Below are 26,098 nucleotides of genomic sequence, written 5' to 3' on the forward strand. Positions count from 1 at the left end.
GCGGTGACGGTACGGATTTTCCTTCTTCTTGCCATGCTGTTCAGCGGTACGGCAACGTCTCAATTGCCGGAATTTTCCCAGCAATACCGGCAACGGCTCGGCGGGGCCATTGATGCTTTGGAAGAGGTGCTGGCCGATTTCCGCCGGGACGCGGCGCGCTATGGTTTGAGCATTTCCGAAGCGATTGCCCGGCAACGGGCGGCGGACGATCCGTTCATCCGGGCCCGGGGCGACAGCATGGCTCTGGCCGATGAACGCCTGGCCCGCTTGAAAGAGCAGCAGGTGCAGCTTCAAACGGCCGGTCCCTTGCAGCGGCTTGCCGTGGTTGCCCGCAGGTTCGATCCGCAACTGGCCCAGGCCACGGCGCAAGCCTATGAGCCTGCAGTGCCGGTCACCTTTGCGGGCTTTGTATGCGCCGGGGCTGGTGCATTAGCTGGGCTTTTGCTCATGCGTCTTCTTGTTGGTCTTGGCAGGTTCGGCTTGCGCCGCAGGCCGCAGGCGGGGTAGCGGTTTCGAGCCCGTCGCTGCTTTGACCCCGTGCCGTCAAATCAGGTAATCAAGGTGGACCGGGCCCTAGGCGAAAGGAAACCTGATGGACGCAATCACGCGTATGCGCTGTTTTATTCAAGTGGTCGATTCCAACGGGTTTTCAGCGGCGGCGCGGGAGATGGGCCGGTCCAAGGCGCTTGTCTCCAAATATGTGGGTGAATTGGAGGACGAACTGGGTGTGCGGCTCCTGAACCGGACCACCCGGCAGGTATCTCTGACCGAGGTCGGGGAAGCCTATTACAAGGAAGCGGCCGAAATTCTGCAGCGGATCGATGATCTTCAGGCCTCGGTGCAATCCACCCATCGCGAAGTCCGGGGCCGCCTCAAGGTGTCTGCGCCCCGGTCGATGGGCGACAATATGCTGAACAAGGCGATCATGCAGTTTCTGGTTCAGTATCCCGAGATCAAGCTGGATCTGCGCCTGGAAGACCGGTTTGTCGATATGGTCGAGGAGGGCTTTGATCTGGCCGTGCGGGTGACGCAACTGGAAGATTCCAGCCTTATTGCCCGCAAGATCACCCCGTTCCGGATTCTGGTCTGTGCAACGCCGCAAGTCATTGAACGCTATGGCGTGCCGAGAGTTCCGGCGGATCTTGCGACCCGGCCGTGTCTTGTCGATACGAACTACCGCAACAAGCAGAATTGGGTTTTTTATGAAGGCGGGGAAAGGTTCACCGTTCCGGTGAAAGGCCCGCTGGAGGTCAACAGTGCGGCTGCGGCCCGCGAGGCCGGGCTGGCCGGGCTCGGCTTCCTGCGCACACCCCATTTCTTTGTCGAGAAAGATATCGAGAAGGGGGACCTTGTGGTTCTTCTGGAGGACTATGAAGAGCCCTTGCGCGGCATTTATGCGGTTTATCCGCACCGGCGTCATTTAAGTGCCAAAGTCCGGGCCTTCGTAGACTTTCTTGTTGAATGGGCTTCCAGGACACCCGAGTGCTGAGGCTTGTGGGGGCGCCCGTTGAGCGGGTGTGAAAACGTCGCGGAAGTTTGACTTGCAAATACACTTGATGCGTATCAGTCTGCGCCGATGAAAAACACCCAGAATGAAATCGCCGCCGGTCTGGAACAAGTGTTCTGGAGCCGGGGATTTGCGGACCCGAGCGTGCCGGACCTGCGCGCTGGAGTGGGTGTCAGTATGCGCACTCTCTACCGTTATTTTCCGTCCCGCGAAGCCATGATCCTTGGGGCTCTTGAATACCGGCACCAAAGATATCTGGCCTATGTGCAGGAAGGTGCCGGGACCCCGGGCCTTGCTGCAGCCGAACAGCTGTTCGACAAGCTGGGCGGCTGGATGCGGGCCACCCAGGGCAAGGAGTGTTTTTTCCGTCAGGCCCTTGCTGCCAATCCGGACAGTGCCAGCATCAAGGCCACAGTGGCCCGGCACAAGGGTGAATTGCTGACGTTTTTCGGGTTTCTCAGCGGCCGCGATCAGTTTGCCACTACTCTCTATATGCTCCATGAGGGCGTGACCGCGTGTTATGGGGAAATGGGTGAAACGGCGGTGGAAGATGCCAAGAGGCAGGTGCGGCTGATGTTCAAGGCTGCCGCGGAAGAGCGTTGCTCCTGACCTGACAGAGGGGCCTGGATCTTTTTTGAAACGGCGGTCTGACCGCCGTTCCCCACGGCTCTTCTTGCCACAAAAGCTTGCGGCTCAGTTGGTTGCCCGGGCACCTTGCAGGCGTTCTTCGGCCAGAGTATCTGCTACCCGTTCCGGCGTGGTGTTTTCCTGGTCAGCGCGTTCAAATATGCGGGCGAGGGTGTTGCCGATGGCGAGCGTTTTCTCGCGCACCTTCAGATCGTCTCCGCCCGGTTCGGCGAGGGCAATGGAAATGACACCGCCCGCATTGATCGCATAGTCAGGCGCATAGAGGATGCCGCGCTGTTTCAGAGCGATCCCGTCCGCTGGCGTTTGCAGCTGGTTGTTGGCGGCGCCTGCGACAATACGGGCGCTGATCTGCGGGATCGTGCGGGCATTCAGGCCTGCTCCCAGGGCACAGGGTACAAAGATATCGGCCTCCACCCGGTGAGCCTCGCCCGGATCGACGGCGGTTGCTCCGAATTCCTCAATCGCCCGGAGCACCGCCGGGGCATGAATGTCGGACACGATCAGTTTCGCCCCGGCATCATGAAGCTGGCGGGCAACGTCAAAACCCACATGGCCAAGCCCCTGCACAGAGACCGTCTTGCCAGCAAGGCTGCCGGTTTCAAAGGCATGGCGGACGCAGGCCTTGATCCCTTCAAAGACGCCGAGGGCGGTGTAGGGAGACGGATCGCCCAGTCCGGTAGCCTGTGTGCCGCGCACGTGCCCGGTCTGGCTGGCCACGGCTTCCATATCACCGGTGGAAACACCCACATCTTCCGCAGTTATATAGGTGCCGGAAAGGCGCTCCACATGGCGGCCGAAGGCTTCCATCATTGCCGGGGTCTTGTCCTTGCGTGGGCAGGCGATGATGACCGCCTTGCCGCCGCCAAGGCCAAGGCCGGCGAGGGCGTTCTTGTAGGTCATGCCACGGGACAGGCGCAGGGCGTCGGTCAGCGCATCGGCCGGTTTTTCATACGGCCAGACCCGGCACCCGCCCAAAGCAGGACCCAGCGTGGTGTCGTGAACCGCGATGATCGCGCTCAGGCCACTGTCCCGGTCGTTCACAAAGACGACGTTCTCATGACCTTTCATTTCCGGATGGTCGAAGACGGCGCTGGGATAAACAGATGTGTGCAAGGCATTCATGTCTGGTTCTGCCATTTGTTTTTGACTGCGAATATTTTAGCCTTTCAGGCAATAAAATTGTCTTCTTTATCCCGATATATAGATCAATCTGAGGTGAAAATTTTCAAATTATGCTATCTGTTGAATATTTTGTTCCTTTTCAATTTTGCGGTACGGAAGGGTTGGCAGCCATTTTCCTGCCGTCTTCTGTGGTCACAGAGAGCGGCGCATGCCATTTAGGCGTGATACATCCCATGAGATAGGTGAACCCGGTGCGTTGTTCCCCCGCCCTTTCCCGTCAGGCCCTTCCTTCGCTGGCAGGGCAACTTACCGCATGCCTGGCGTTCCTGCTCCTGTCTGTTGCCAGCGCCTTCGCGCACCCGCATGTGTTTGTTGAAACCCGGTCGAAACTGATTTTCGACGACAAGGGCGAAGCGGTGTCCGTTGAGCATGTATTCCGTTTCGACGACGCGTTCAGCGCCTTTGCCATGCAGGGGTTCGACAAGAACCAGGATGGGGTCTATTCCCGCGAAGAACTGCACGATCTGGCCAAGATCAACGTGGAGAGCATGGCCGATTACGGCTTCTTCACCTTCGGCGACAACACCAAGGTTGAACTCGATTTCACCCTGCCCACCAGCTACTGGATGGAAGTGGTGACGGTGCCGATGGATAAATACTGGGTCATGAAGCCGGAAGATTTCGCGGCTATGAAGGAAAGTCAGGAGATGAATGGGGATACCATTTCCCAGACCGTTGATCTTCTGGAGCTGCATTTCGTTCTGCCTTTGAAACAGCCGACCGATGCCACTCACCCGATCACCCTTGATATTTACGACCCGACCTATTTTGTCGACTTCCGCTTCGCTGATACGCCCGACGCAGTCGGGACAGTGAATGCGCCGGGTCCCTGTCAAGTGACACGCAAGGCACCGCCGCCCCTGGATGATGCGACTGCGTATGCGCTCGCCCAGATAGGGGCGGATCAGCGGGACCTGCCGCCGGAGCTGCAATGGGCTGCTGACAGTCAGGTCAACCAGATGATCGTCAACTGTGCGCCTGCCCCTTCCACGGCCTCGTCGTCCGAAGCAGCTGCAGGTGCAACCGGGTCTGCCGTCAGGAGCACAACGGGGTCCGCGAGTGAAAGCGCCGATGTGGCCGGGTCCGCAATGACCGCTGCAGCTGAGGCTGGTACCACTGATGGTGCGGCTTCGCTCCCTTCCGCAGAGGCGGGCTCAGGGGCAGCTCCAATGGCTGCTCCTGCTGAGGCGGCAGACAAGGCCGGGACCTCCGCAAGCGCCACCGGATCACAACCGGCAGCGCCTGCAACGCGCCGGGCCAGCGATGTTGCCGCGTCGACGGCCGTCGCCGTGATTGATCCGGCCGTTTCGGCAAATGTGCATATCAGCCTTCTGGACCGGATCTTCGGCACGATCGCTCTCAAGCAGAAGGAGTTTTACCACAAGCTGGTCTCCAGCCTGCGGGCCTTCCGCACCAACCCGCATGCAGGCTGGCTGCTGATCGGCATCTCCTTTCTCTATGGCATTTTTCATGCCGCCGGACCCGGCCACGGCAAGGCGGTGATCACGTCCTATGTGGTGGCCAACAACGAGACCTTGCGCAAGGGGATCGTCCTATCCTTCGCCTCTGCCTTTGCCCAGGCGCTGACGGCCATTGTTCTGGTGGGCGGCCTGGCAATTGTCTTCAACCTGACCAGCGTTGCGATCCAGGACACCGCCTGGTGGTTCGAGGTCGGCTCCTATCTTCTGATCATCTGGCTGGGTGGATGGCTGCTCTGGCAGAAAGCTTTCCGCCCGCTCCTGTCCGGACTTGCTGCGCGCATGAGCGGGAACGGGTTGGCCTTGGCTGGCGCGCCGACCGGGGTCCATGTGCATGACCACGGGCATGAACATGATCACGAAGCGGGTCACAGCCATGGTCACGGACACCATGCACATGCCCATGCCCACGCTCACGGGCAGCACCAGCACGGTCATTCTCACGGGCATGACCACCATCATGAGATCGGTGCCGATGGGGTCTGTTCAACATGCGGGCATGCCCACGCGCCAACACCGGACATGGTTCAGGGCAAGATCACCCTGGCCCGGGCCGGGTCGATTATTCTGGCCGTCGGCCTCAGGCCCTGCACCGGGGCGCTTGTTGTTCTGGTCTTTGCCCTGTCCCAGGGGTTGATCGGCGCCGGTATTGTCGCCACCCTGGCCATGGCTGTCGGCACGGGGATCACCGTGTCTTCTCTGGCGGGACTGGCCGTTGGCGCCAAGGATCTGGCTGTACGCCTTTTCGGGGAAGGCAGTCCCATGGCGGGCAAAGTCCACCGGGCGATCGAAATTGTCGGGGGGGCCATCGTGTTCCTGCTCGGCATCACGCTGCTGATTGCCACGGTTGGCTGGGGGTAGCCTGCAGCCGAAAGGGTGTGCCGGGGGGCTATTCCAGCAGGCCCAGCTCCTGGGCCACCCGGTAGAGCTGGGCGGCGTTCTTGCTGCCGACTTTTTCGCGCAGGTTGAGACGGTGCGATTCTACCGTGCGCACGCTGATGCCGAGGGCTGTAGCCACTTCCTTGTTAGGATGGCCCTTGGCAATTTCCCGCAGCACCTGGCGCTCGCGCTCCGTAAGCCCGTAAGGGTCTTCCACCGGGGCCGAGGCGCTGGCCCCGACAAGTGTCGGGCCGATGGCGGAGGAAAAGAAATAGCCGCCCGAGGCAACGCTCGTGATTGCCGTGATCATTTCCGATGCAGAAATATCTTTCAAAATATAGCCGCGCGCGCCAGCCTGAACGACGCCGCGCACATATTCCGGACTGTCATAGATGGACAGGATCAGCACGGCGACATCCGGTTGCGCCTTACGCACCTGGGAAGCCGCCTCCAGCCCGTTCATGACGGGCATGGATACATCCATCAAAAGGATGTCCGGTTTCAAGGCCTTGGTCATGGCCACGGCCTCGCGGCCATTGGTGGCTTCGCCGACCACTTCCAGATCGGGAACTTTCTGAAGGCGGGCGCGGATGCCGTCGCGGACCAGTTCGTGGTCGTCGGCCAGAAGAATACGGATCGGTTTGCCAGCTTCTAGTGAGGAGGTCGTCGTCAGGGGCATCTCCGCTTCATGCTGCCTTTTCAGCCACATTGTCCAGCGGAATTTGTACCTTGATCCGGGTTCCTCCGGCACTGGGCCGGCTGAGTATCAGCTTGCCGTCATAGGATTCGATCCGCTCGCGCATGTTGCGGAAGCCGAGGCCGCCGGTTTTCGGCAGCGGGTTGGGCAGGCCGACGCCATTGTCCTCCACACACAGTGTGAGCGTATGGCCCCGCACTTTCAGAGTGATGTTAACCTGGTCCGCCTTGGAATGGCGTGCCACATTGGTCATGCATTCCTGCACCACGCGGTAAAGAGCCGTCTTGGCTCCGTCGGACAAGCGGCTGTGACATTGGTCCGCATTCACCTCAACATTAATGCCTGACCTGCTTTCGATTTCGTTGCCCAGGTTTCCAAGTGCGGCCGCAAGGCCCATATCGTCCAGAACGCTCGGCCTCAGATCCCGGGAGATCCGTCTGACTTCAGCAATGGCCCCGTCGAGGGTCTTGAGGCATTTGGCGGCATGACCCCGCAGACCGAGATCGCAGTCGGCCTCGCTGTGGATCATCTCCACGCCATAGCGCACGGAGACGAGCAGCTGCGAGATACTGTCATGCAGCTCGGTCGAAACCCGTTTGCGCTCCTGTTCCTGCACGTGAAAGATCTGGCCGGTCAGTTCCTTTAGTCTGCTGTCGGCAAAGCGTTGTTCGGAAAAGCGCACTCCGGCAATCAGGGCGCCGGAGGTGAGAATTCCGGCAAGGGAGATCAGAAAGGTGACCAGCAGGGTCTGGCGGATGTTCTGGGCAATATCCGCCCGGATCGAGGCCACCTCGCGGGCTATGTCATCGGTGTAAAGGCCCGTGCCCAGCATCCAGCCCCATTTTTCCAGAAGAATGGCATAGCCGAGTTTCTCTGCCACATAGCCGACAGAAGGCTTGTGCCAGACATATTGATGGAAGCCACCACCGTTCTTGGCTTCGGCAATCAGATTCCGGATGACATAGTCGCCATTGTCATCCTGAAGATCCCACCAGTTCTTGCCGACCAGAGAAGGCAGCTTTGGGTGGACGATGTTGGTGCCATCGAGCGTGTAGACGAAAAAATAGCCGTCATGGTCGAAGGTCAGGTTATGGAGGATCTCCTTGACCTCTTTCTGGGCTGCGGCCCGTCCGTTCGGTTCATCTTCGTAGGTCTGTTTGATGGACGTCAATGCCAGGCTGACATAGTTGCGGATTTCCTGGCGCTTTGCCGTCAGAATGCGCTGCTCGACCGACCGGGTTTCGGCATCGATGAGCTTGCGTGATTGAAAGTAGGTCACCCCGCCGATCAGGAAGGACACCGCGATCAGGGGCACAATCGTGATCAGCAGCAATTTTGTCTTAAACGTCACGAAAGATGCCCTCATATTGCGCAAGGGGTTGCGTTGTTTGCGTGCTATTGCGTGGATCTCAGTAGTACTACGGAGAGTATGCGCAGAACCACGAATAGCCTTCCTTTAGTTCAGTCAACTAGACATACGGCGAGATCGGTGCAAGGGTGTATTCCGGTCCTGAATTAACTGGTCCAATTAGGGAGGTAACTAATGGATCGTCGTTCGTTTATCAAAAAGGCTGGTATTGGCGCTGGTGGTGTTGCAGCCGGTTCAGCGCTTGCAGCGCCGGCAATCGCTCAGGGTGTCAAGGACATGGTGATCGTGTCCACGTGGCCGCGGGATTTCCCGGGTCTCGGTATTCCCGCACAGCGTCTGGCGGCACGTATTTCCCAACTGACCGAGGGCCGCCTAAACGTACAGTATTTTGCTGCTGGCGAGCGCGTCGGTGCGTTTGACTCCTTCGATGAAGTCGCCTCCGGCAACGCGCAAGCCTATATTGCCGCTGATTATTACTGGAAGGGCAAACATCCTGGCTGGGCGGCTTTCACGGCTATTCCCTTCGGCCTGACCGTGACCGAGATGGACGCCTGGATCAAATATGGCGGCGGGCAGCAGCTTTGGGACGAACTTGCAGGCGAATTCGGCTTGAAGAATATCGCCATGGGCAACACCGGCGTCCAGATGGGCGGCTGGTTCAACAAGGAAATCGAAACAGCCGACGACCTGAAAGGTCTGAAGATGCGCATCCCAGGTCAGGGGGGCGACGTGATGGCGAAGCTGGGCGCGTCTCCTGTGTCTTTGCCGGGCGGCCAGATCTATGAGAACCTCGTTTCAGGTGCGATCGATGCGACCGAATGGGTCGGTCCGTTCAATGACTACTTCATGAAGTTTTATGAAGCGGCCAAGTACTATTACTATCCGGGTATGCATGAGCCAGGTTCCATGCTGACACTTGGATCCAACAAGGCTTGGTGGGACAGTCTCGACAAGATCGATCAGGAGATCATCAAGGCGGCCTGTGCCGAGGAAAACGCCAACACCATGGCTGAAACCAACGCCAATAACGGTGTCTACCTGAAACGCCTGATCGATGAGCACGGCGTTGAACTGCGCGAGTTCAACGACGAAATCTATGACGCATTCGGTGAAGCTTCCCAGGAAGTTCTGGAAGAAGCGATGGATCATTCCCCGCTGTCCAAGAAGATCTTCGAAGCGGTCATCAATGCGCGCCAGGAAATCGGCAGCTGGATGGCAATCTCTGATGTTGCCTACTCCAACAAGCGGAACCGCGTGCTGGGCATTCCGTCCTAAGCGGGTAAATTTCCTGAAGGGACGGGAGCGATCCCGTCCCTCTTTCATTTAGAAAAAACAAGAAGGCAAAGCCACGATGACGGCCTTGGACACGGTTCAAGACGGCTCGCCTGCCATGAAGTCCGGCGATCACACTCCCGGCAGTGCCCGCATCTTCCGCCTCTTTGGCTGGATCGTTCTGGCGATCATGGCAGCGTTCCTGCTGAATAATTATCTCACGTATTGGCAGAACCTGCCCGGCATCAATCCGATCTTCGGCAAGCCGGCGAACGGGTCCATGCCGATCTTGTGGTCGTGGCTGCAGCTGGGCCTTTATGCGGCCTTCCTGCTCTGGGCGATCACCTATGTCTTCACCAGGGGCAAGACATTGCGGGAAGACGCCGAGCGTATCAGCGCCCTCAACGCCTTCCTGATCCGCGCGGCGTTTTTCGCCGTGGTGATCGTTGCCATTACCGACACCGTGATCTCTTTCCTGCGGGTTGAAGATCTGCTGCCAGGCGTCACCGGAGAGACACTGGCCCATGAGCTGGGCAAGTCCAGGTTCCGCGGCGCCTATGTGCACATGCCGCTGATCGGCCTTTCTGTCGTCCTGGCGCTTCTGATCCGCCGCACCCTCGGTTTTCCCTGGCTGGCGCTGCTGGTCGTGGTGGCCGAATTGCTGATCGTGATCTGCCGCTTTGTCTTTTCCTATGAACAGGCGTTCCTCGCGGACCTTGTGCGCTTCTGGTATGCGGCCCTGTTCCTGTTCGCCAGCGCCTACACCCTCAAGGAAGAGGGGCATGTGCGCGTCGACGTCTTTTATGCGGGCATGAAGGCGAAGACCAAAGGGTATGTGAATGCCATCGGGTCCGTTATTCTGGGCATGACCCTTTGCACGGTCATTCTGGTGATCGGCATGGGGGGCAAGCAGAACATCATCAACAGCCCGATCCTGACCTATGAAGTCACGCAGGCCGGTTTTGGTCTCTACGTGAAATATCTCATGGCAGGCTTCCTGGGCGTGTTCGCCGTCACAATGCTGGTTCAGTTCGTGTCCTATTTCCTCGACGCCGTCGCCGATATCCGCGGCGAGCCGGGCGGGCGGGACCACGATAACCATCCTGTCAATTAAGGCCCGGCGAGATCTCCTGATATGGAACTGTTTTTCCTTCTTCTTCTTGTTCTCCTGATGGCGTTTGCGCTCGGCTCGGGTTTCCCGGTCGCCTTCGCGCTGCCAGGATCCGCCATCTTGACCATCGGCATCGCAGCCGGGTCGGGCTATCTGTTTGCCGGAGACCCGGATGCCTTCTTCTCCCATGGCGGCCCCGGACAGTGGCTGAGCGCGGGCGTGACCAATTTTCGCGGCATCTACTGGGAGGCGGAGCGCGATACGCTGATTGCCATTCCGCTCTTCGTTTTCATGGGCATCATGTTGCAGCGCTCGAAAATTGCTGAGGACCTGCTGGTCACCATGGCCCGCCTGTTCGGCCCCGTGCCCGGTGGTCTCGGCATTTCCGTTGTCTTTGTTGGTGCGCTGCTGGCGGCCACCACCGGCATTGTCGGGGCGACCGTTGTGGCGATGGGCCTGATCTCCCTGCCGGCCATGCTGCGTAACAATTATTCCGTGCCGCTGGCCACGGGCACGATTGCGGCCTCCGGTACGCTGGGGCAGATCATTCCCCCGTCGATCGTGCTCATCATTCTGGCGGACCAGCTGGCCAGCGCGGTTGATCAGGCCGGGTCCCTGCGCCAGACGCTTTACAAGGCGAGCACCGGCGAATTGTCCATGCCATCGGACTATGCGGTCGTTTCAACCAGTGCCGGCGAAATGTTTCTGGGCGCCTTCCTGCCGGGCCTGGTTCTGGTCGGACTCTATATGCTTTTCATTCTCGGCTTCGCCCTGATGAACCCGAAAGCGGCTCCGGCCGTTCATGAGGAAGGCACGTTTACCCGTCAGTTCGCAGGCAAGGTTGTGCTTACCCTGGTGCCGCCGCTGGCTCTGATCTTCCTGGTTTTGGGTTCGATCATTGCAGGTGTAGCAACGGTGAACCAGGCGGGCGCCATTGGTGCTGTAGGCGCCATGATCATGGCCGGTTACCGACTGCGGGACGGCGAGCGCGGAGCCTACAGCCCGGCGATCATCGCCATTGTCGGCCTGCTCACCATTGCGGTTGTCGTCAGCTTCATCGGTGCAGTGAACATCAAGCTGATCAACACCAGCCAGGACGTGCTTGGTCTGGTACTGGCCGTGATTGCGGTCTCCCTGCTGCTGATCGCGATCTTCTGGTCCGGCTGGCGCACGCTTAAACTGGAAGACACGCTGCGCGGTGTGATGATCGAAACGGCGAAAACAACGTCGCTGGTTTTTATCATCCTGCTCGGGGCGGCGATGCTCACCTCGGCCTTCCGGGCCTTTGGCGGCGAAGAACTGGTCAAGAACTTCCTGCAAGGCCTGCCGGGTGGGTTCTGGGCCCAGTTCCTGATCGTCATGCTGGTGATCTTCGTGCTCGGCTTTTTTCTCGACTTCATCGAAATTGCCGTGGTGGTCGTGCCCATCGTGGCGCCGATCCTGTTGGCAGACCCGTCTGCCAACGTCACCGCCGTGTGGCTGGGGGTGATGATCGGTCTGAACATTCAAACCTCGTTCCTCACACCACCCTTTGGCTTTGCGCTCTTTTATCTGCGCGGGGTGGCCCCTGCGGTGGTCAAGACCATCGACATGTACAAAGGCGTGATTGCCTTTATTGCCCTGCAGCTGGTGGCGCTCGGCATTGTCGGGTTCTATCCGCAGCTGGTGAACTATCTGCCCAACCGCTCAACCCTGTTGTCGGAGACGGCACCACCCCCGAAAAACCCGCGTCTGCAATATTGCATGGAACAGCTCGTCTATGAGGACTTCCAGCAAAATGGCACCAGCATTCTGGAGGCCATCGACACGGCAGCCGGGGCGGATATCAGCTACCTGCCGGAAAAACTGCAGAAGAACCTGACAGAAGGCTTTGAAAAAGCCCGTGAGGCCCTGCCGCTCATGCAGTCCATCCATGATGCGGAAGGCGATGTGGCGGCCGTTTCCGGTGACTACCGGCCGGTGCACATCAAGGTGCGCGCCCTGGAGCGGGACGCCCGCAGGGTGGACGAGCGGATTGCTGACCTTCAGGTTATTGTCGACCGGTCCGGTGACAATCGGGTCTATACGGCGGAACAGGGCGCCCGCGCCCAGGCCACCATTGATCAGCTGAAGGAACAACATGACGCGATCCTGGCCGAGATCCCGGATGACTGGGATGAGGTCTATGGCACCTTCGCTGAAATCCAGAAGCAGGAGACAAATGCCCGCCGGTCCTACCGCCGCACGGTGGATCAGGCCTATGAGCCGGTGCTGGAGCTGAAGGCGGTTCTGGGCGATGCGGATAAGGTTGCCGCGTTCGGGCCGGAGCTGGAGGCCCTCAAGGAGCAGATCCCGGGTCTGGAGCCGGAAGCCGCTGTTGACGCGATTGCCGCCATGCGCTCCAAGGTTGGGGAAGCCGAGGGCACCAGCGACATTCGCAAGGGGCTGACGGAAGCGCGCAAAATTATGCGCAGCCGCCAACCGGATGCGGCGAAGGCGGTCGCGGAAATCGACAAGTCGATTGCTGCGCTTCAGGCCGATCTGGCCTGGCGTCAGAAGGGCGCGCAAGAACTGCTTCCGGTGCTGCAGACATATGATGTGGCGGTTGCCGCCAATATCGGCCTCAGACAGCAGCCGCGCCTGCCGACCGGAATGGCTCTCGATGTGGCCGGGTGTCTGTCCTATCACAGGGATATTTCCCTGAGCTTCTGAAACTGTTCCCGCAAGGACCGACGCTGGTTGGCGTCTGTCCTTGCGGGACACCATTAGAGCGTCTTGCAAACTTATCGTCCGATGCTCTGGGGCGGATTTCTCTTTCGCTGCCCGAACTCAGCTTTTCCAGGTCACGCCGGTCGCAAACATATAGCCGGAGCCGTAGATGGTCCGGATATGGGCGGGCTCATTCTTGCGGTTAAGTTTCTTGCGCAGGCGTGAGATGCGCACGTCAATCGACCGGTCGAGGCTTTCATCCCGGCCGCCATGCTCCAGCAGATAGTCCCGCGAAAGCACCCGTTTAGGTGCCCGCAAGAGCGCTTCCAGCAGCGTTGCCTCACCGGTGGACAGGAAGGTTTCTTGCCCTTCCGGAGAAATCAGGCTGTGGCTGGCCGGCTGGTAGACCCATCCCTCAAAACAGGCTTGCTCGGGAGACGTGGGCGATTGTGGCTCTGCAGACCGGCGCAGGATGGAGCGGATACGGGCGACCACTTCCCGTGGGTCGAAGGGTTTGACCACGTAGTCATCCGCGCCGAGTTCAAGGCCCATGACCCTGTCTGTGGCGTGGCCGCGTGCGGACAGGACAAGAATTGGAACCGAAGACTTGCGCCGGATTTCGTTGATCAAGGCCATGCCTTCCATATCGGGCAGGCCGAGATCGACAATGCAGGCGTCGGGTGTGTCCACATCCAGGGCGGCCAAAAGGGCGGTGGCAGTCGTATGAACCACCCCGCGCATGCCGAACTGGTCCATGGCGTCCTGGAGCAACTGGCCGATATCCGGCTCGTCATCGACGATGAAGACGGTCAGAGCTGTCTGCGGCGCGGCACGTGTCTGCAAGGTCGGTCTCATATGGGGTTGGAAGCTGACGGGCGGAAGAGAATCTTTTGCAGGGTGGCGGCCAGTTGATCATCTGCGAAAGGTTTCGCCAAGACCGGAAATTCACAGGCCGTATCCTGGCCGGTCAGCTCCGACCAGTCCGCATATCCGCTCATCAGCGCAATGCCGAGGTCGGGCCGGTGCTGGCGGATCTCTCTAGCCAGGGTCAATCCGTTGGCCTGTCCGGGCATGATGATGTCACTGACAACCCCCTTCAGATCGGGCAGGTCAATTGCCAGCTGCCGCGCATCCTCCGTGCCTTCGGCCCGCAGCACCGCAAAGCCGAGCCGTTGCAGCTGTTCGCTCACCGTTGTGGCCACGTCCGGGTCATCCTCCACCAGCAGCAGCAGGTCGCCTTGTCCGGGCAGATGTGGCGGGTCTGCCGCAGACGAGTGCGGTTCACCGCACGTGTCGGGGGCGGGATGGAATGGCAGATAGAGGGTCAGCGTCGTGCCCTTGCCGGGCTGGCTGTCGACGGCAATGGCGCCGCCGGACTGGCGGATGAAGCCGTAGACCATGGAGAGGCCAAGGCCGCTGCCGGTGCCGAAGGCCTTGGTGGTGAAGAACGGTTCAAAAATCTTCAGCCGCGTGTCCTCATCCATGCCCAGGCCTGTATCGGTCACGGTGATGCGCCCATAGCGGCCGGACGGCACGCCCAGCTCATCGGCTTCGCGCCGGTCCAGCTGTGTGCCGTCCAGGGTGAGGGACAGGGTGCCGCCCTCCGGCATGGCGTCGCGGGCATTGAAGGCCAGATTGATCAGCGCGGTTTCCATTTGGGTCGGATCGATCCTGGCCCCGATGCCCGTGTCTGAAACCTCCGTGACCAGGGTGATGGACGCGGGCAGGCTGCCGTCAAGAAGATGGCCGGCATTGCTGAGCGGCTGGGCCAGGGCAACCGTTTGCGGATCCACTGCCTTGCCCCGGCTGAAGGCCAGTAGACGCTGGATCAGATCTGTGCCCCGTTTGGCCGCTTCCAGCATGGGTGTGAGTTTCTGGTCCAGGGCGTCTTTTTGCAGAGGCGCTTCCATGCGGCTGAGGGTCAGAAGATTGCCCATCAGGATGGCCAGAAGGTTGTTGAAATCATGGGCGAGCCCGCCCGTCAGCTTGCCGACCGCATCCATGCGCTGGGATTGGACCAGCGTTTCCTCCGCCTGTTTCTGTCCGGTCGCGTCCAGGGAGAGCACAAAGATCCCGAGGGTCCGGCCATCCACGGTCATGTCCGGGATCAGGGTGGAGCGCATATAGGCTTTGGACCCGTCAGGCCGGTCGCGCTGATATTCATAGCTGACCGCATTGCCGTCAAAGGCGTGTTCGATATGGGGCCGGATCTCTTCAAAAAGTTCGGATCCGATCACCTCGGGCGCCGGACGCCCGGCAATGGAGGCAACCGACTGGCCGAACCAGTCCGCATAGCGCCGGTTGGCAAAGCGGAACACCGGGCCGGGGGAAAGATAGGCGATGAGAGCCGGAATATTGTCGGTGACCAGCCGCAGCCAGTCTTCGCTCTGGCGCAGGGCACGGGTGCGCTCTTCAACCGTCTTTTCCAGGCTTTCCTGTTTGCGCCGTTCTTCGGTAACGTCGGAATAGATGGTGACAAACCCACCCTGGGGCAGAGGGGTTCCGGAAACGGCAATGATCTGGCCATTGGGCCGGACCCGTTCGAAATAATGGGGCTCGAACCGCTTGGCCCGTTCGATTCGCCGGGCGATCTTGCCTTCAATATCGCCGGTGCCGTATTCCCCCCGTTCCGCATTCACCCGGATGAACTGTTCCAGATGGGCACCGCGCTGGATAATATCCGCTGGCATGTCGAGCATTTCATTCAGGCCACGGTTCCAGGCGACCAGCCTGAGATCCCGGTCAAACACCGTGAAACCCTGGTTGATATGATCCAGCGCGGCCTGCATCAGGTCGAGCTGGGCCTTGAGATGATGTGCTTCCTCCATAAAAGGAGAGTAGATCAAAAGAGGCTCGGACAGAACCGTTCCGGCATAAGCCAAACCGGTAAGGGGGGAGGCACAACGTGCAAGGGCCGCCCGGGCGGGCCGGGGTGTGAAGGGGCTTTGAGCCCGTGGCTTTGACGTGTAAAACCGAAAGTCAAACAAAAGTCAGACAAAAGCATGCCGAAACCGGGTCTTCCATCAGCATCTCCCACCATTCACGACGTGGCCCGTGCCGCCGAGGTGTCAACGGCGACCGTCAGCCGGACCTTGTCCGCGCCGGAACAGGTGTCGCCAAAAACCCGGGACAAGGTCGAACGAGCGGTCGTGCAGACCGGGTATGTGCTCAATCACGCGGCGCGCAATCTGCGCCGGCGGGCCACCGGCACGGTCGTGGCCCTGGTGCCGGATATCGGCAATTCCCATTTTTCCAACATCCTGCAGGGGATCGAGACCGTTTGCGCCGACAGCCATTTGAAGGTGCTGATTGCCGATACCCGCAAGCCCGCCATGTCCCAGGCCCGGATCAACGATTATTTCAGCACCAACAATTGCGACGGCATCGTCATCATGGACGGGCAGTTCTCGGTTGCGGGCATCCGTGCAACAAGCCCGAAACTGCCGCCCATCGTGGCCTGCGGGGAATGGAGTGATGACCCGGACGTGCCGATTGCGGTGATCGATAACCGGCTGGGGGCAGATCTGGCCGTGTCTCACCTTCTGGAGCTCGGCCATCGGAAAATCGGCCATGTGAGCGGGCTTTTGACCCACAAGCCGGGCCGGGACCGGCTGGACGGCTTTCGCCAGAGGCTGAATGCGGCCGGGCAGGATGGGGGCGCTGCCTGGATGTTCGAAGGCGATTATGGCCTTGCGACCGGTGCGCGTGCGGCGGCCGCCTGGCTGGAGTTGCCTGACCGGCCGACAGCGGTGTTCTGCGGCAGCGACCGGTCTGCCTTCGGCTTTATCTCCACACTGGTTGAGGCGGGCGTGCGGGTGCCGGAGGATTGTTCGGTGGCCGGCTATGACGATATCGACATTGCCGCCCATTTTGTGCCGCCGCTGACCACCATCCACCAACCCCGCCGGGCGGTCGGCGAACAGGCGGCCCATCTGCTGATCAGCCTCCTGAACGGCGCCCCGCCGGAAGCTGAAAAAGTTCAGCTGGAACCCTGGCTGGTGGCGCGCAAGAGCACGGCGCCGCTGCAGGGGTGAGACGAGGCGCCGAATGTCATCCGTTGGCGCAGACTTTTCGCACGATATTCTAGCGTGGTGGAAACCGGGGCCAAGCGCGCCGAGGGCGCGCATCGTCCGGCGATGCTGTACCGCCTGAAGGACAAGACGGATGTGACCGTCTTCAAGTCGGGTCGGGACCGCCAGTTGGAAAGGATGGCCTCAGCCACTGCCAATCAGGACACCGGCGGCAAAGACAAGCGACCCGCCCAGAACAACCTGGAACGCGGCCCTGAGGAAGGGCGTGTCCATGAACCGGTTTTGGATCCAGGCGATGGCCCAGAGTTCCAGGAAGACAACCGCAAACGCGATCGCCGTGGCTGTCCAGAAATGAGGAACCAGGTAGGGCAATGCGTGGCCAAGGCCGCCGACAGTCGTCATGATCCCGGAGGCGATACCGCGTTTGAGTGGAGACCCACGGCCGGACAGTTCTCCATCATCAGATGCTGCTTCGGTGAAACCCATGGAAATTCCTGCACCAACCGAGGCCGCCAATCCAACGAGAAAGGTGGTTGTGGTGTCCTGGGTCGCGAAGGCTGCTGCGAAGATCGGAGCTAGCGTGGACACCGATCCATCCATCAGACCGGCAAGGCCCGGCTGTACCCAAGTGAGCAGAAACTGTCTGCGGGCGTGTTCGTTCTCCCGGTCTCTGTGTCCGTCATCAAGATGGGTTCTGGCAAGGCTTTCTGCCCAATCGCGATGCTCAGATTCTGCGGCGGCAAGATCGCCGAGCAGTTTGCGGGTCGCTGCATCCGATGTGCGTTCCAGGGCTTTGCGGTAGAATGTTTCGGCCTCCCGTTCCATCGCGTCCGCTTCTTCGCGAATGCGCTCAACCCCCAGATTCTGCATCAGCCAGACAGGCCTGCGTGCATAATATCCGGCCACATGCTCGCGGCGGATCAGCGGAATAACGTCACCGAACCGGGCGCGGTGCAGGTCGATCAGCCGTTGCCGGTGGCCGTCTTCCTCGTTGGCCATACCGTCAAACAGCTGAGCGCTGTCAGGATAAAGCGATCGCAAATGGTTCGCATAAAGACGATAGATCCGGGCGTCGTCCTCTTCTGAAGAAATTGCAAGAGCCAGTATTTCCTGCTCGGTTAAATCCCGGAAACGGCGGCGGTTCAGCGAAAAGCGCACAATAAAAATCCTTTGAGCTCAAGCTGCGGCAGGTGGCTTCTGCCACGCATGAATTCAGTTTCAAATGGTCCAGGCGGGCCAGAGGCATTGAGAGACAGCCTGGCCTTTCGAAGGGCAGTGCACAACAAGTGCTGCAAACAATACCGCAGGCTCACTGAATTGAGCCCTGGCAAAATGTCTCGCGACAGCCTGCCGCAACCTCATTCCTGGAGCGGTTGCTGTCCACAAGCAGCTGCTTACAGACGGCCAAATCATCAATTGCGCTTGGTAGCAGAGGGCGCCCGAGCCTGAAAACCTGCGGCCTGATACCCAAAAGAGCCGAGGAGGCAGCTTGCAGTCTCGGGTCTTGATTTCGCACCCGCAGCGCATTTGTAACAATTCGATAGGATTGGCACATAATGCTGCAAATCCGCTGCTCTAGCGTCTGGTGGTGAGGAGTGTGGACCGGCTTCCTGTCTGCAGCTGACCATTTAGAGGTTGAAGCCTGCAGCTTTAGATTGTTTCATGCTCCTTGAAAGAATGACCTCGAAAACGGGGCGCTTTGATGGCCGGCCAGCTTCGTCACAAGAAGCGGCGGGCAACTCAAAACAGGACACTGTCCGGCCGGGCTGAACGGCCCCTGGAACAGTCTCCGGAGGGAAGAAACGAAGCATGGTAGGGTTGGCCAGCGCGTCTGCGCGCGGGGAGGACACCTTTCCGAAAATTCTGCTGCGCAACGCGGCGGTTTTCGGAGACCGGACCGCGTTCCGGGAAAAGGATTTCGGGATCTGGCAAAGCTGGACCTGGTCCGAGGTGTGTGAAGAAATCCGCGCATTTTCAATCGGACTTGAAACCCTCGGGCTGGCGCCCGGAGACAAGGTGGCAATTGTCGGGGCCAACCGGCCGCGGCTATACTGGGCTATGGTGGCGGCCCAGGCGCTCGGGGCCATTCCGGTGCCGGTCTATGCGGATTCCGTCGCCGAGGAAATGGCCTACGTGCTGGGCCATGCCGAGGTTGCCTTCGCCGTTGTGGAAGACCAGGAGCAGGTCGACAAGCTTCTGTCCATGACTGAAGAGGTGCCGGGGCTGAAACACATCATCTATGATGAGCAGCGCGGTCTGCGCGACTATGACCACAGCCGCCTGCACCCCTATGATGCGGTTCAGGACAAGGGCCGGGAGCTGCTTGCGGCCGATGGCGCCCTGGCCGCTCGCTGGGAAGCAGGATTTGCCGAGGCCGCGGGCAAGGACATTGCCGTCATGCTCTATACGTCCGGCACCACCGGGCGTCCCAAGGGGGTGATGCTCTCCTTCGACAATCTGGCGGTGTCCGCGCGCAACGCCAACAAGTTCGATCACCTCAACGAGACCGAGGAGGTGCTTGCCTATCTGCCCATGGCCTGGATCGGCGATCACGTGTTCTCGCTCGCCCAGGCCTTCACAGCCGGCTATTGCGTCAATTGTCCGGAAAGCCTGGATACAATCGATGTAGACCGGCGGGAGATCGCGCCGAGCTACTTCTTCGCCCCGCCCCGGGTGTTTGAAAGCATGCTCACCCAGATCATGGTGCGTATGGAAGATGCGGGCACAACCAAACGGGCCATGTTCGACTATTTCATGGGAGTTGCCCGCAAGGTCGGCGAGAAGATCCTGAACGGTGAGGAGGTCGCCTTTGGCGACCGGATGCGCTACCGGCTTGGCGAGCTGATGGTTTATGGTCCGCTGAAAAACCGCATGGGCCTGACCCGTATGAAGGTCGGCTACACGGCAGGCGAAGCCATCGGGCCGGAGATCTTCCGTTTTTACCGCTCGCTTGGCCTCAACCTGAAACAGCTTTACGGCCAGACAGAAGCAAGCGTCTATATCACCCTCCAGCCGGACGGTGAGATCTATGGCGATACGGTCGGCAAACCGGCCCCGGATGTGGAGCTGAAAATTGCCGAAAGCGGCGAGGTGCTCTACCGCTCGCCGGGGGTCTTTGTGGGCTATTTCAAAAATGACGAGGCCACTGCCCAAACCAAGACGGCCGATGGCTGGGTGCATACGGGGGATGCCGGGATCATCGCCGAGAACGGCCATCTGAAGATCATCGACCGGGCCAAAGATGTGGGCAAGCTCACCGATGGTGCCCTGTTTGCCCCCAAATACATCGAGAACAAGTTGAAGTTCTTCCCCAATATCAAGGAGGCGGTTGCTTTCGGCCATGAGCGGGACAGGGTCTCCGTCTTTCTCAATATCGATCTGACGGCCGTCGGCTCCTGGGCGGAGCGCAACAATGTCAACTACGCTTCCTATCAGGAGCTGGCCGCCCATCCGGATGTTTACGGCATGGTGGAAAGCCATGTGGATCAGGTGAACCGGGATCTTGCCAATGAGCCGATGATGGCCGGGGCGCAGATCCGGCGGTTCCTGATCCTGCACAAGGAACTTGATGCAGATGATGGCGAACTGACCCGCACCCAGAAAGTGCGCCGGTCCTTCATCGCCGACCGCTATGCGCCCCTGATCGAGGCGCTCTATGACGGCTCGTCCTCAAAACATGTGCGCACGGAAGTAACCTTTGAAGATGGCCGCAAGGGGGCCATTGAGGCAACGGTCGAGATCCGGGACATGACCCCGCATGCGCCCGGCACCGGATTTCAGGAGGCCGCCGAATGAATGCCTTTGTAACCGACAAGGCGATTGCCCCCGCCGGGGCCGCTGCATCGGCCTCCGGGGAGGAATTGCTGCGGGTCGACAATGTGTCGCTCTCCTTTGGCGGGGTGAAAGCGATCACCAACATTTCCTTCAACATCCTGAAAGGGGAAATCCGCGCAATCATCGGACCCAACGGTGCCGGCAAGACCTCCATGCTGAATGTCATCAACGGGTTCTACCACCCGCAGGAAGGCACGATCACCTGGCACGGCCAGCAGCGGCGCAAGATGAAACCCTATGAGGCGGCGAGCCAGGGCATTGCCCGCACCTTTCAGAATGTGGCGCTGTTCAAGGGCATGACCACGCTGGACAACATCATGTCCGGCCGGTCCTTGAAGATGCACCGCAATTTCTTCTGGCAGCTGATCTGGCACGGGCCCGCGGAGCAGGAGGAAATCGAGCACCGCCGCAAGGTGGAGGACATTATCGATTTCCTGGAGATTCAGGCGATCCGCAAGACGCCGGTGGGCCGTCTGCCCTATGGCTTGCAGAAGCGGGTGGAGCTGGGCCGGGCCCTGGCCATGGAGCCGGATCTTCTTTTGCTGGACGAGCCGATGGCCGGCATGAACCTGGAAGAAAAAGAAGACATGAGCCGGTTCATTCTCGATGTGAACCAGGAATTCGGGACAACCATTGCCCTGATCGAACATGACATGGGGGTTGTGATGGACCTGTCCGACCGGGTGGTTGTTCTCGATTACGGCAAGAAGATCGCAGATGGCCCGCCGGAAGAAGTACAGGCCAATCAGAACGTGATCGATGCCTATCTCGGCGTCAGTCACTAGAGGGGACAGGACCATGCTTTACGACATTTTCATCGATCCCTTCGTTCAGATGTACCAGATGCCGGACTTCTTTCTGCAGGTCCTGTGGGAAGGCTTCGTCGCGGGAATTCTGTATGCCCTGATCGCGCTCGGCTTCGTGCTGATCTTCAAGGCCTCGGGCGTGTTCAACTTCGCCCAGGGCATCATGGTGGTGTTTGCCGGTCTGACGCTGGTGGGCCTCCATGAAAACGGTGTTCCGGCCTATCTGGCGCTGGCGCTGACAATCGTCGCCATGGGCGTTCTGGCCTATGGGGTGGAGCGGGTTGTCATGCGGCCGCTGGTGAACCAGCCGGACATCATTCTGCTGATGGCGACCATCGGCCTGACCTATTTCCTGATCGGTTTCGGCGAATTTGTCTTTGGCGGCGAGCCGAAACAGATGATCACCGAGGAGTTGGGCCTGCCCACCGGGTCGACAGCGTTCGAATTCGGCGATGGCGGCCTGATCATCCTGCAGCATATCGATATCGCCGCTGCGGTGATTGCTGTTCTCATGGTGGCCGCGCTCGGCATCTTCTTTAACAAGACCCGCATCGGCCGGGCGCTGCGGGCGGTGGCGGATGACCACCAGGCCGCGCTCTCCGTCGGGATCTCGCTGAATCAGATCTGGGCAATCGTATGGTTTGCCGCCGGGCTGGTGGCTCTGGCCACAGGGATCATGTGGGGCGCGCGCTCGGATGTGTCCTTCGCGCTGGAGATTGTTGCTTTCAAGGCGCTGCCAGTTCTGATCCTCGGAGGCTTTACCTCCATACCCGGTGCCATTGTCGGCGGTCTGATCATCGGCTTCGGCGAAAAGATCGGCGAACTCTATTGGGGTGGTCTGGTGGGCGGCGGCATTGAATCCTGGCTCGCCTATATCATTGCCCTGGTGTTCCTCCTGTTCCGCCCGCAAGGCCTCTTCGGCGAACGCATCATCGAGCGCATCTAACGGACAAGAGACAAGACCTCATGTTTTATCGCGAAGCTGGCCAATTCAAGACAAGCTACAAGGCGGATCAGGCCCTGCTGCCGATCCTGCAGGACCGGATCGGCCTGACGGTGATCCTGCTCCTTGCCTTTGTGGTTATCCCCTTCTTTGCCAATGACTTTTTCCTCACCTCGATCATGATCCCGTTCCTGGTGTTTTCGCTGGCGGCCATCGGCCTCAATGTGCTCACGGGGTTCTGCGGTCAGCTGTCTCTCGGAACGGGCGCGTTCATGGGTGTGGGGGCCTACGCTGCCTACAAGCTGACCACGATCTTTCCCGAGGCCAATGTCATCGTGATGGTGTTGTTGTCCGGGGTGTTTTCAGCAGCCATTGGCGCGATCTTCGGACTTCCGAGCCTGCGCATCAAGGGGCTCTATCTGGCCGTGACCACGCTGGCGGCGCAGTTCTTTCTGGAATGGTGCTTTATCCGCATTTCCTGGCTCTACAATGACAATGCGTCGGGCGCGATTGAAGTGCCTCACCGCGAAGCCTTCGGCCTGGTGGTCTCGGGCGCCGAGGCCACACCGATCGTGCGCTATTTCATTGTGCTCAGCATCACCGCACTGATTGCCTATCTGATGGCAAATGTGCTGCGCGGGCGTATCGGCCGTTCCTGGATGATGATCCGCGACATGGACATCGCCGCCGAGCTGATGGGCATCCGTCCGCTCCAGACAAAGCTGATGGCGTTTGCGGTGTCCTCATACATCTGCGGTGTTGCAGGCGCGATGATGGTGTTCTTCTGGCTGAACGCGGCCGAGCCGTCTTCCTATTCGATTTCCCTGTCCTTTCAAATCCTGTTCATGGTGATCCTGGGCGGGCTGGGCAGTCTTGGCGGGGCCTTCATGGGAGCCGCTTTCATCTGGATCCTGCCGGTCTTTCTCAAATTTGTTCCCGGCATGATGGGCATCGACGTGGCGGCCGAAACGGTCGAGCATGTCACCTTCATGATTGTCGGAGCCTTGATCATCTTTTTCCTGATCGTCGAGCCCCACGGATTTGCCCGGCTCTGGCAGATCGCAAAGCAGAAACTGCGGGTCTGGCCCTTCCCGTATTGACGGGACAGGCCCTTCGCAACGCCATCCGGGCTTGGACCGGTCCGGGGAGGAATGGCGCAACTGGTCTGGCGGTGCCGGGTGGTCCGGGACCGCATGGGAGGTGAAATATGAAAAGCATCAAGCAACTTGCGCTGGGAACGGCGGTAGTCTGCGGGGTCGCCTTGTCCGGCCTTGCCACACCGGCTGCCTATGCGGAAGACACCAATTATGTACCGCTGCTGACCTACCGCACCGGCCCGTTCGCCGCGTCCGGTATTCACATTGCCAACGGCATGCATGACTATTTGAAAATGCTGAACGAGCGCGATGGCGGCATTGGCGGCGTCAAGCTGGCGCTGGAAGAATGCGAGACTGGCTACAACGCCCAAAAGGGAGTTGAGTGCTACGAGGCCACCAAGGGCAAAGGCGCGCTGGTCTATAACCCCTATTCCACCGGTATTACCCTGCAGCTGATCCCCAAGGCAGGGGTCGACAAGATCCCGGTCCTGTCCATGGGCTATGGCCTGTCGGCGGCGGCGGTGGGCTCCACCTTCCCCTGGGTGTTCAATGTGCCGGACACCTATTGGGACGGTGCCTCGGTGGCCATCAAATATATTGGCGAGCAGGAAGGCGGTCTTGAGAATCTGAAAGGCAAGAAGATCGGCTATATCTTCTTGGATGCCGGATATGGCCGCGAGCCGATCCCGCTTCTGGAACAGCTGTCGGAGAAATACGGCTTTGAATTGCTGCAATATCCGGTTGGTGTGAAGGAAATGCAGAACCAGTCGTCCCAGTGGCTGAATGTGCGCCGGGACCGCCCCGACTACATGGTCATGTGGGGATGGGGCGCCATGAACCCGACGGCAATCAAGGAAGCGGTGAAAATCCGCTACCCGATGGACAAGTTCATTGGGGTCTGGTGGTCGGCCGGTGACGATGATGCCGCCGCCGGCGGGGCCGGGGCAAAAGGCTACAAGGCCATGAACTTCTCCGGCGTGGGCGGCGACTTCCCGGCGCTGGACGACATCAGGAAATATGTCGTTGATGCGGGGCTGAGCTCCACGGATGCGGAGACCATCGGTGGCACGCTCTACAACCGGGGTGTCCTGAATTCGGTCATCATTGCCGAAGGCATCCGCAGTGCGCAGCAGCTCACCGGCAAGAAAGTCATCACCGGTGAAGACATGCGCATGGGCCTGGAAGCGCTCAATTTGGACGAAGCCCGTCTGAAGGAGCTGGGCCTGTCCGGTTTTGCCCATCCCATGAAAGTGACTTGTGAAGACCATGCGGGCAGCCATCCGGTGTTCATTCAGGAGTGGGACGGCAAAAAATGGCGCCAGGCCTCCGGCTGGATCGAGCCGATGACCGATCTGGTGCGCCCGCTTCTGGAAAAGGCCGCAGCCGAATACGCGGAAAAGAATGCGCCCTGGCCGGAGCGCACGGAACCCTGCCCGAACTGATGGGCGGACCTGCCTTGCCGGACCGGCCGATTGCAACAGGTTCGGCAGGGCAGGAACTTGAAGGCTCTCCGCCTGGACGCGGAAGTGCCGGGATGGGGACGGAAGGAGCGGCAGGCCCGGTCCGTCTGCCCCCATCCGGACCCGGGACGTCCCTCTCCGGACTGGAGAGGCGCTTGACGCCCTTTGCAGCCCCTTTTGCAGCTTTGGGGCGTGTGGAACCTTGCGAGGATGGAATGGCACTGCTGGACGAAGATCAGACCGGTTCGAAGACCTCGGCGGAGGCTGCGGAGACGATCCTTTCGGTCAACAATATCGAAGTGATCTACGACCACGTTATCCTGGTGTTGAAAGGGGTGTCCCTGACCGTGCCGAAAGGCGGCATTGTTGCGCTGTTGGGGGCCAATGGCGCGGGCAAGACCACGACCTTGAAGGCGGTCTCCAATCTTCTGAGCGCTGAGCGCGGGGAGGTGACCAAGGGCACAATTCTGTTCGACAGAGACGAGGTTCAGGCCCTGTCCCCCAATGAACTGGTGCGGCGCGGCTGCATTCAGGTGATGGAAGGCCGCCATTGTTTCGGCCATCTGTCTATTGAAGAGAATCTTCTGACCGGTGCTTATACCCGCAAGGATGGCCATGGGGCGGTGAAGGCCGATCTTGAGATGGTCTATGACTATTTCCCGCGCCTGCGCGAACGTCGGCAAAGCCAGGCGGGCTACACATCCGGTGGTGAACAGCAGATGTGCGCCATTGGCCGGGCCCTGATGAGCCGGCCGAAAATGATCCTCCTGGATGAGCCCAGCATGGGTCTGGCGCCCCAGCTGGTCGAAGAAATTTTCGAGATCGTCCGGCAGCTGAACGAAAAGGAAGGCGTGTCCTTTCTGCTGGCGGAACAGAACACCAATGTGGCGCTGAAATACGCCACTTATGGCTACATCCTTGAATCGGGCCGGATCGTCCTGGATGGGGACGCCAAGGCGTTGCGCGAGAACGAGGATGTGAAGGAATTTTATCTGGGCGTTGGCGGCGAAGGCCGCCGGTCGTTCCGGAATGTCAAACATTACAAGCGAAGGAAACGCTGGCTGGCCTGACCGGGCACCCGGGGCCGAACACGCGG

General features: G+C 59.9%; 20 protein-coding genes. 14 read left to right on the forward strand and 6 right to left on the reverse strand.

What is annotated here, in order from left to right:
* Window positions 1-3: 3 nt before the first annotated feature.
* The 3 genes from ACXAH0_RS05310 (at window position 4) to ACXAH0_RS05320 (ending at window position 2,116) form a co-directional block, all read left to right on the forward strand.
* Complete coding sequence (locus ACXAH0_RS05310; protein WP_475189574.1) at window positions 4-507, forward strand: DUF2937 family protein; 504 nt, start codon at window positions 4-6, stop codon at window positions 505-507.
* Window positions 508-592: 85 nt separating this feature from the next.
* Window positions 593-1,489, forward strand: coding sequence for a LysR family transcriptional regulator (locus tag ACXAH0_RS05315; protein WP_475189576.1), 897 nt, complete (start codon window positions 593-595; stop codon window positions 1,487-1,489).
* An 87-nt stretch (window positions 1,490-1,576) separates the two neighbouring features.
* On the forward strand, window positions 1,577-2,116 hold the full coding sequence (locus ACXAH0_RS05320) for a TetR/AcrR family transcriptional regulator (RefSeq protein ID WP_475184288.1): 540 nt from the start codon (window positions 1,577-1,579) through the stop codon (window positions 2,114-2,116).
* A gap of 84 nt (window positions 2,117-2,200) precedes the next feature.
* Here ACXAH0_RS05320 and ACXAH0_RS05325 read toward each other — a convergent pair whose 3' ends face one another.
* Entirely contained in the window at window positions 2,201-3,277 is a 1,077-nt protein-coding gene (locus tag ACXAH0_RS05325) for a Glu/Leu/Phe/Val dehydrogenase dimerization domain-containing protein (protein WP_475189768.1), read from the reverse strand.
* Between the two features lie 251 nt (window positions 3,278-3,528).
* Between ACXAH0_RS05325 and ACXAH0_RS05330 the strand changes: the two genes are divergently transcribed.
* Window positions 3,529-5,676, forward strand: coding sequence for a HoxN/HupN/NixA family nickel/cobalt transporter (locus ACXAH0_RS05330; protein WP_475184291.1), 2,148 nt, complete (start codon window positions 3,529-3,531; stop codon window positions 5,674-5,676).
* Between the two features lie 28 nt (window positions 5,677-5,704).
* On the opposite strand, the gene ACXAH0_RS05335 is transcribed toward ACXAH0_RS05330, so the two are convergent.
* The gene (locus ACXAH0_RS05335) at window positions 5,705-6,373 is read right to left on the reverse strand and encodes a response regulator (RefSeq protein WP_475184294.1); all 669 of its coding nucleotides are present in this window, start codon (window positions 6,371-6,373) and stop codon (window positions 5,705-5,707) included.
* Window positions 6,374-6,380: 7 nt separating this feature from the next.
* Entirely contained in the window at window positions 6,381-7,742 is a 1,362-nt protein-coding gene (locus ACXAH0_RS05340) for a cache domain-containing protein (RefSeq protein WP_475184297.1), read from the reverse strand.
* 192 nt (window positions 7,743-7,934) lie between these two features.
* Between ACXAH0_RS05340 and ACXAH0_RS05345 the strand changes: the two genes are divergently transcribed.
* From ACXAH0_RS05345 to ACXAH0_RS05355, 3 genes are all read left to right on the forward strand, one after another.
* Entirely contained in the window at window positions 7,935-9,035 is a 1,101-nt protein-coding gene (locus ACXAH0_RS05345) for a TRAP transporter substrate-binding protein (RefSeq protein ID WP_475184298.1), read from the forward strand.
* A gap of 76 nt (window positions 9,036-9,111) precedes the next feature.
* Window positions 9,112-10,146, forward strand: coding sequence for a TRAP transporter small permease subunit (locus tag ACXAH0_RS05350; RefSeq protein WP_475184300.1), 1,035 nt, complete (start codon window positions 9,112-9,114; stop codon window positions 10,144-10,146).
* 21 nt (window positions 10,147-10,167) lie between these two features.
* Window positions 10,168-12,834: a TRAP transporter large permease gene (locus tag ACXAH0_RS05355; protein WP_475189579.1), complete on the forward strand. Its 2,667-nt coding sequence runs from the start codon at window positions 10,168-10,170 to the stop codon at window positions 12,832-12,834.
* Window positions 12,835-12,951: 117 nt separating this feature from the next.
* Here ACXAH0_RS05355 and ACXAH0_RS05360 read toward each other — a convergent pair whose 3' ends face one another.
* Together ACXAH0_RS05360 and ACXAH0_RS05365 are read right to left on the reverse strand one after the other, a co-directional pair.
* The gene (locus tag ACXAH0_RS05360) at window positions 12,952-13,674 is read right to left on the reverse strand and encodes a response regulator transcription factor (RefSeq protein WP_475184306.1); all 723 of its coding nucleotides are present in this window, start codon (window positions 13,672-13,674) and stop codon (window positions 12,952-12,954) included.
* An 8-nt stretch (window positions 13,675-13,682) separates the two neighbouring features.
* Window positions 13,683-15,659, reverse strand: coding sequence for a PAS-domain containing protein (locus ACXAH0_RS05365; RefSeq protein ID WP_475189581.1), 1,977 nt, complete (start codon window positions 15,657-15,659; stop codon window positions 13,683-13,685).
* 174 nt (window positions 15,660-15,833) lie between these two features.
* On the opposite strand from ACXAH0_RS05365, the gene ACXAH0_RS05370 reads away from it, so the two are divergent.
* A complete protein-coding gene (locus ACXAH0_RS05370; protein WP_475184312.1) occupies window positions 15,834-16,865 on the forward strand; it encodes a LacI family DNA-binding transcriptional regulator in 1,032 nt (343 codons plus the stop codon).
* Window positions 16,866-17,045: 180 nt separating this feature from the next.
* Here ACXAH0_RS05370 and mbfA read toward each other — a convergent pair whose 3' ends face one another.
* A complete protein-coding gene (gene mbfA, locus ACXAH0_RS05375; protein ID WP_475173846.1) occupies window positions 17,046-18,029 on the reverse strand; it encodes an iron exporter MbfA in 984 nt (327 codons plus the stop codon).
* Between the two features lie 642 nt (window positions 18,030-18,671).
* Here mbfA and ACXAH0_RS05380 point away from each other — a divergent pair.
* The 6 genes from ACXAH0_RS05380 (at window position 18,672) to ACXAH0_RS05405 (ending at window position 26,072) form a co-directional block, all read left to right on the forward strand.
* Window positions 18,672-20,657, forward strand: coding sequence for an AMP-dependent synthetase/ligase (locus ACXAH0_RS05380; protein ID WP_475189585.1), 1,986 nt, complete (start codon window positions 18,672-18,674; stop codon window positions 20,655-20,657).
* Window positions 20,654-21,481 carry an ABC transporter ATP-binding protein gene (locus ACXAH0_RS05385; protein ID WP_475189586.1) on the forward strand — a complete coding sequence of 276 codons (828 nt, stop codon included), beginning with the start codon at window positions 20,654-20,656 and terminating at the stop codon, window positions 21,479-21,481. The genes ACXAH0_RS05380 and ACXAH0_RS05385 overlap by 4 nt, the downstream gene beginning before the upstream one ends.
* A gap of 13 nt (window positions 21,482-21,494) precedes the next feature.
* The gene (locus tag ACXAH0_RS05390; protein ID WP_475173434.1) at window positions 21,495-22,448 is read left to right on the forward strand and encodes a branched-chain amino acid ABC transporter permease; all 954 of its coding nucleotides are present in this window, start codon (window positions 21,495-21,497) and stop codon (window positions 22,446-22,448) included.
* 20 nt (window positions 22,449-22,468) lie between these two features.
* On the forward strand, window positions 22,469-23,545 hold the full coding sequence (locus tag ACXAH0_RS05395; RefSeq protein WP_475173437.1) for a branched-chain amino acid ABC transporter permease: 1,077 nt from the start codon (window positions 22,469-22,471) through the stop codon (window positions 23,543-23,545).
* Window positions 23,546-23,652: 107 nt separating this feature from the next.
* Complete coding sequence (locus tag ACXAH0_RS05400) at window positions 23,653-24,984, forward strand: ABC transporter substrate-binding protein (protein ID WP_475173439.1); 1,332 nt, start codon at window positions 23,653-23,655, stop codon at window positions 24,982-24,984.
* A 233-nt stretch (window positions 24,985-25,217) separates the two neighbouring features.
* Window positions 25,218-26,072 carry an ABC transporter ATP-binding protein gene (locus ACXAH0_RS05405; protein ID WP_475189588.1) on the forward strand — a complete coding sequence of 285 codons (855 nt, stop codon included), beginning with the start codon at window positions 25,218-25,220 and terminating at the stop codon, window positions 26,070-26,072.
* Window positions 26,073-26,098 lie beyond the last annotated feature (26 nt).

It is taken from the genome of Roseibium sp. AWQ4_290, assembly GCF_056160985.1.

What these genes read in the sequence shown, in the direction of transcription:
- ACXAH0_RS05350 (WP_475184300.1), top strand. Translation starts at nt 9,112, where the DNA reads ATGACGGCCTTGGACACGGTTCAAGACGGCTCGCCTGCCATGAAGTCC.
- ACXAH0_RS05380 (WP_475189585.1), top strand. Translation starts at nt 18,672, where the DNA reads ATGGTAGGGTTGGCCAGCGCGTCTGCGCGCGGGGAGGACACCTTTCCG.
- ACXAH0_RS05315 (WP_475189576.1), top strand. Translation starts at nt 593, where the DNA reads ATGGACGCAATCACGCGTATGCGCTGTTTTATTCAAGTGGTCGATTCC.
- ACXAH0_RS05335 (WP_475184294.1), bottom strand. Translation starts at nt 6,373, where the DNA reads ATGCCCCTGACGACGACCTCCTCACTAGAAGCTGGCAAACCGATCCGT.
- ACXAH0_RS05400 (WP_475173439.1), top strand. Translation starts at nt 23,653, where the DNA reads ATGAAAAGCATCAAGCAACTTGCGCTGGGAACGGCGGTAGTCTGCGGG.
- ACXAH0_RS05405 (WP_475189588.1), top strand. Translation starts at nt 25,218, where the DNA reads ATGGCACTGCTGGACGAAGATCAGACCGGTTCGAAGACCTCGGCGGAG.
- ACXAH0_RS05320 (WP_475184288.1), top strand. Translation starts at nt 1,577, where the DNA reads ATGAAAAACACCCAGAATGAAATCGCCGCCGGTCTGGAACAAGTGTTC.
- ACXAH0_RS05365 (WP_475189581.1), bottom strand. Translation starts at nt 15,659, where the DNA reads ATGGAGGAAGCACATCATCTCAAGGCCCAGCTCGACCTGATGCAGGCC.
- ACXAH0_RS05355 (WP_475189579.1), top strand. Translation starts at nt 10,168, where the DNA reads ATGGAACTGTTTTTCCTTCTTCTTCTTGTTCTCCTGATGGCGTTTGCG.
- ACXAH0_RS05345 (WP_475184298.1), top strand. Translation starts at nt 7,935, where the DNA reads ATGGATCGTCGTTCGTTTATCAAAAAGGCTGGTATTGGCGCTGGTGGT.
- ACXAH0_RS05390 (WP_475173434.1), top strand. Translation starts at nt 21,495, where the DNA reads ATGCTTTACGACATTTTCATCGATCCCTTCGTTCAGATGTACCAGATG.
- ACXAH0_RS05395 (WP_475173437.1), top strand. Translation starts at nt 22,469, where the DNA reads ATGTTTTATCGCGAAGCTGGCCAATTCAAGACAAGCTACAAGGCGGAT.
- ACXAH0_RS05370 (WP_475184312.1), top strand. Translation starts at nt 15,834, where the DNA reads ATGCCGAAACCGGGTCTTCCATCAGCATCTCCCACCATTCACGACGTG.
- ACXAH0_RS05325 (WP_475189768.1), bottom strand. Translation starts at nt 3,277, where the DNA reads ATGAATGCCTTGCACACATCTGTTTATCCCAGCGCCGTCTTCGACCAT.
- ACXAH0_RS05385 (WP_475189586.1), top strand. Translation starts at nt 20,654, where the DNA reads ATGAATGCCTTTGTAACCGACAAGGCGATTGCCCCCGCCGGGGCCGCT.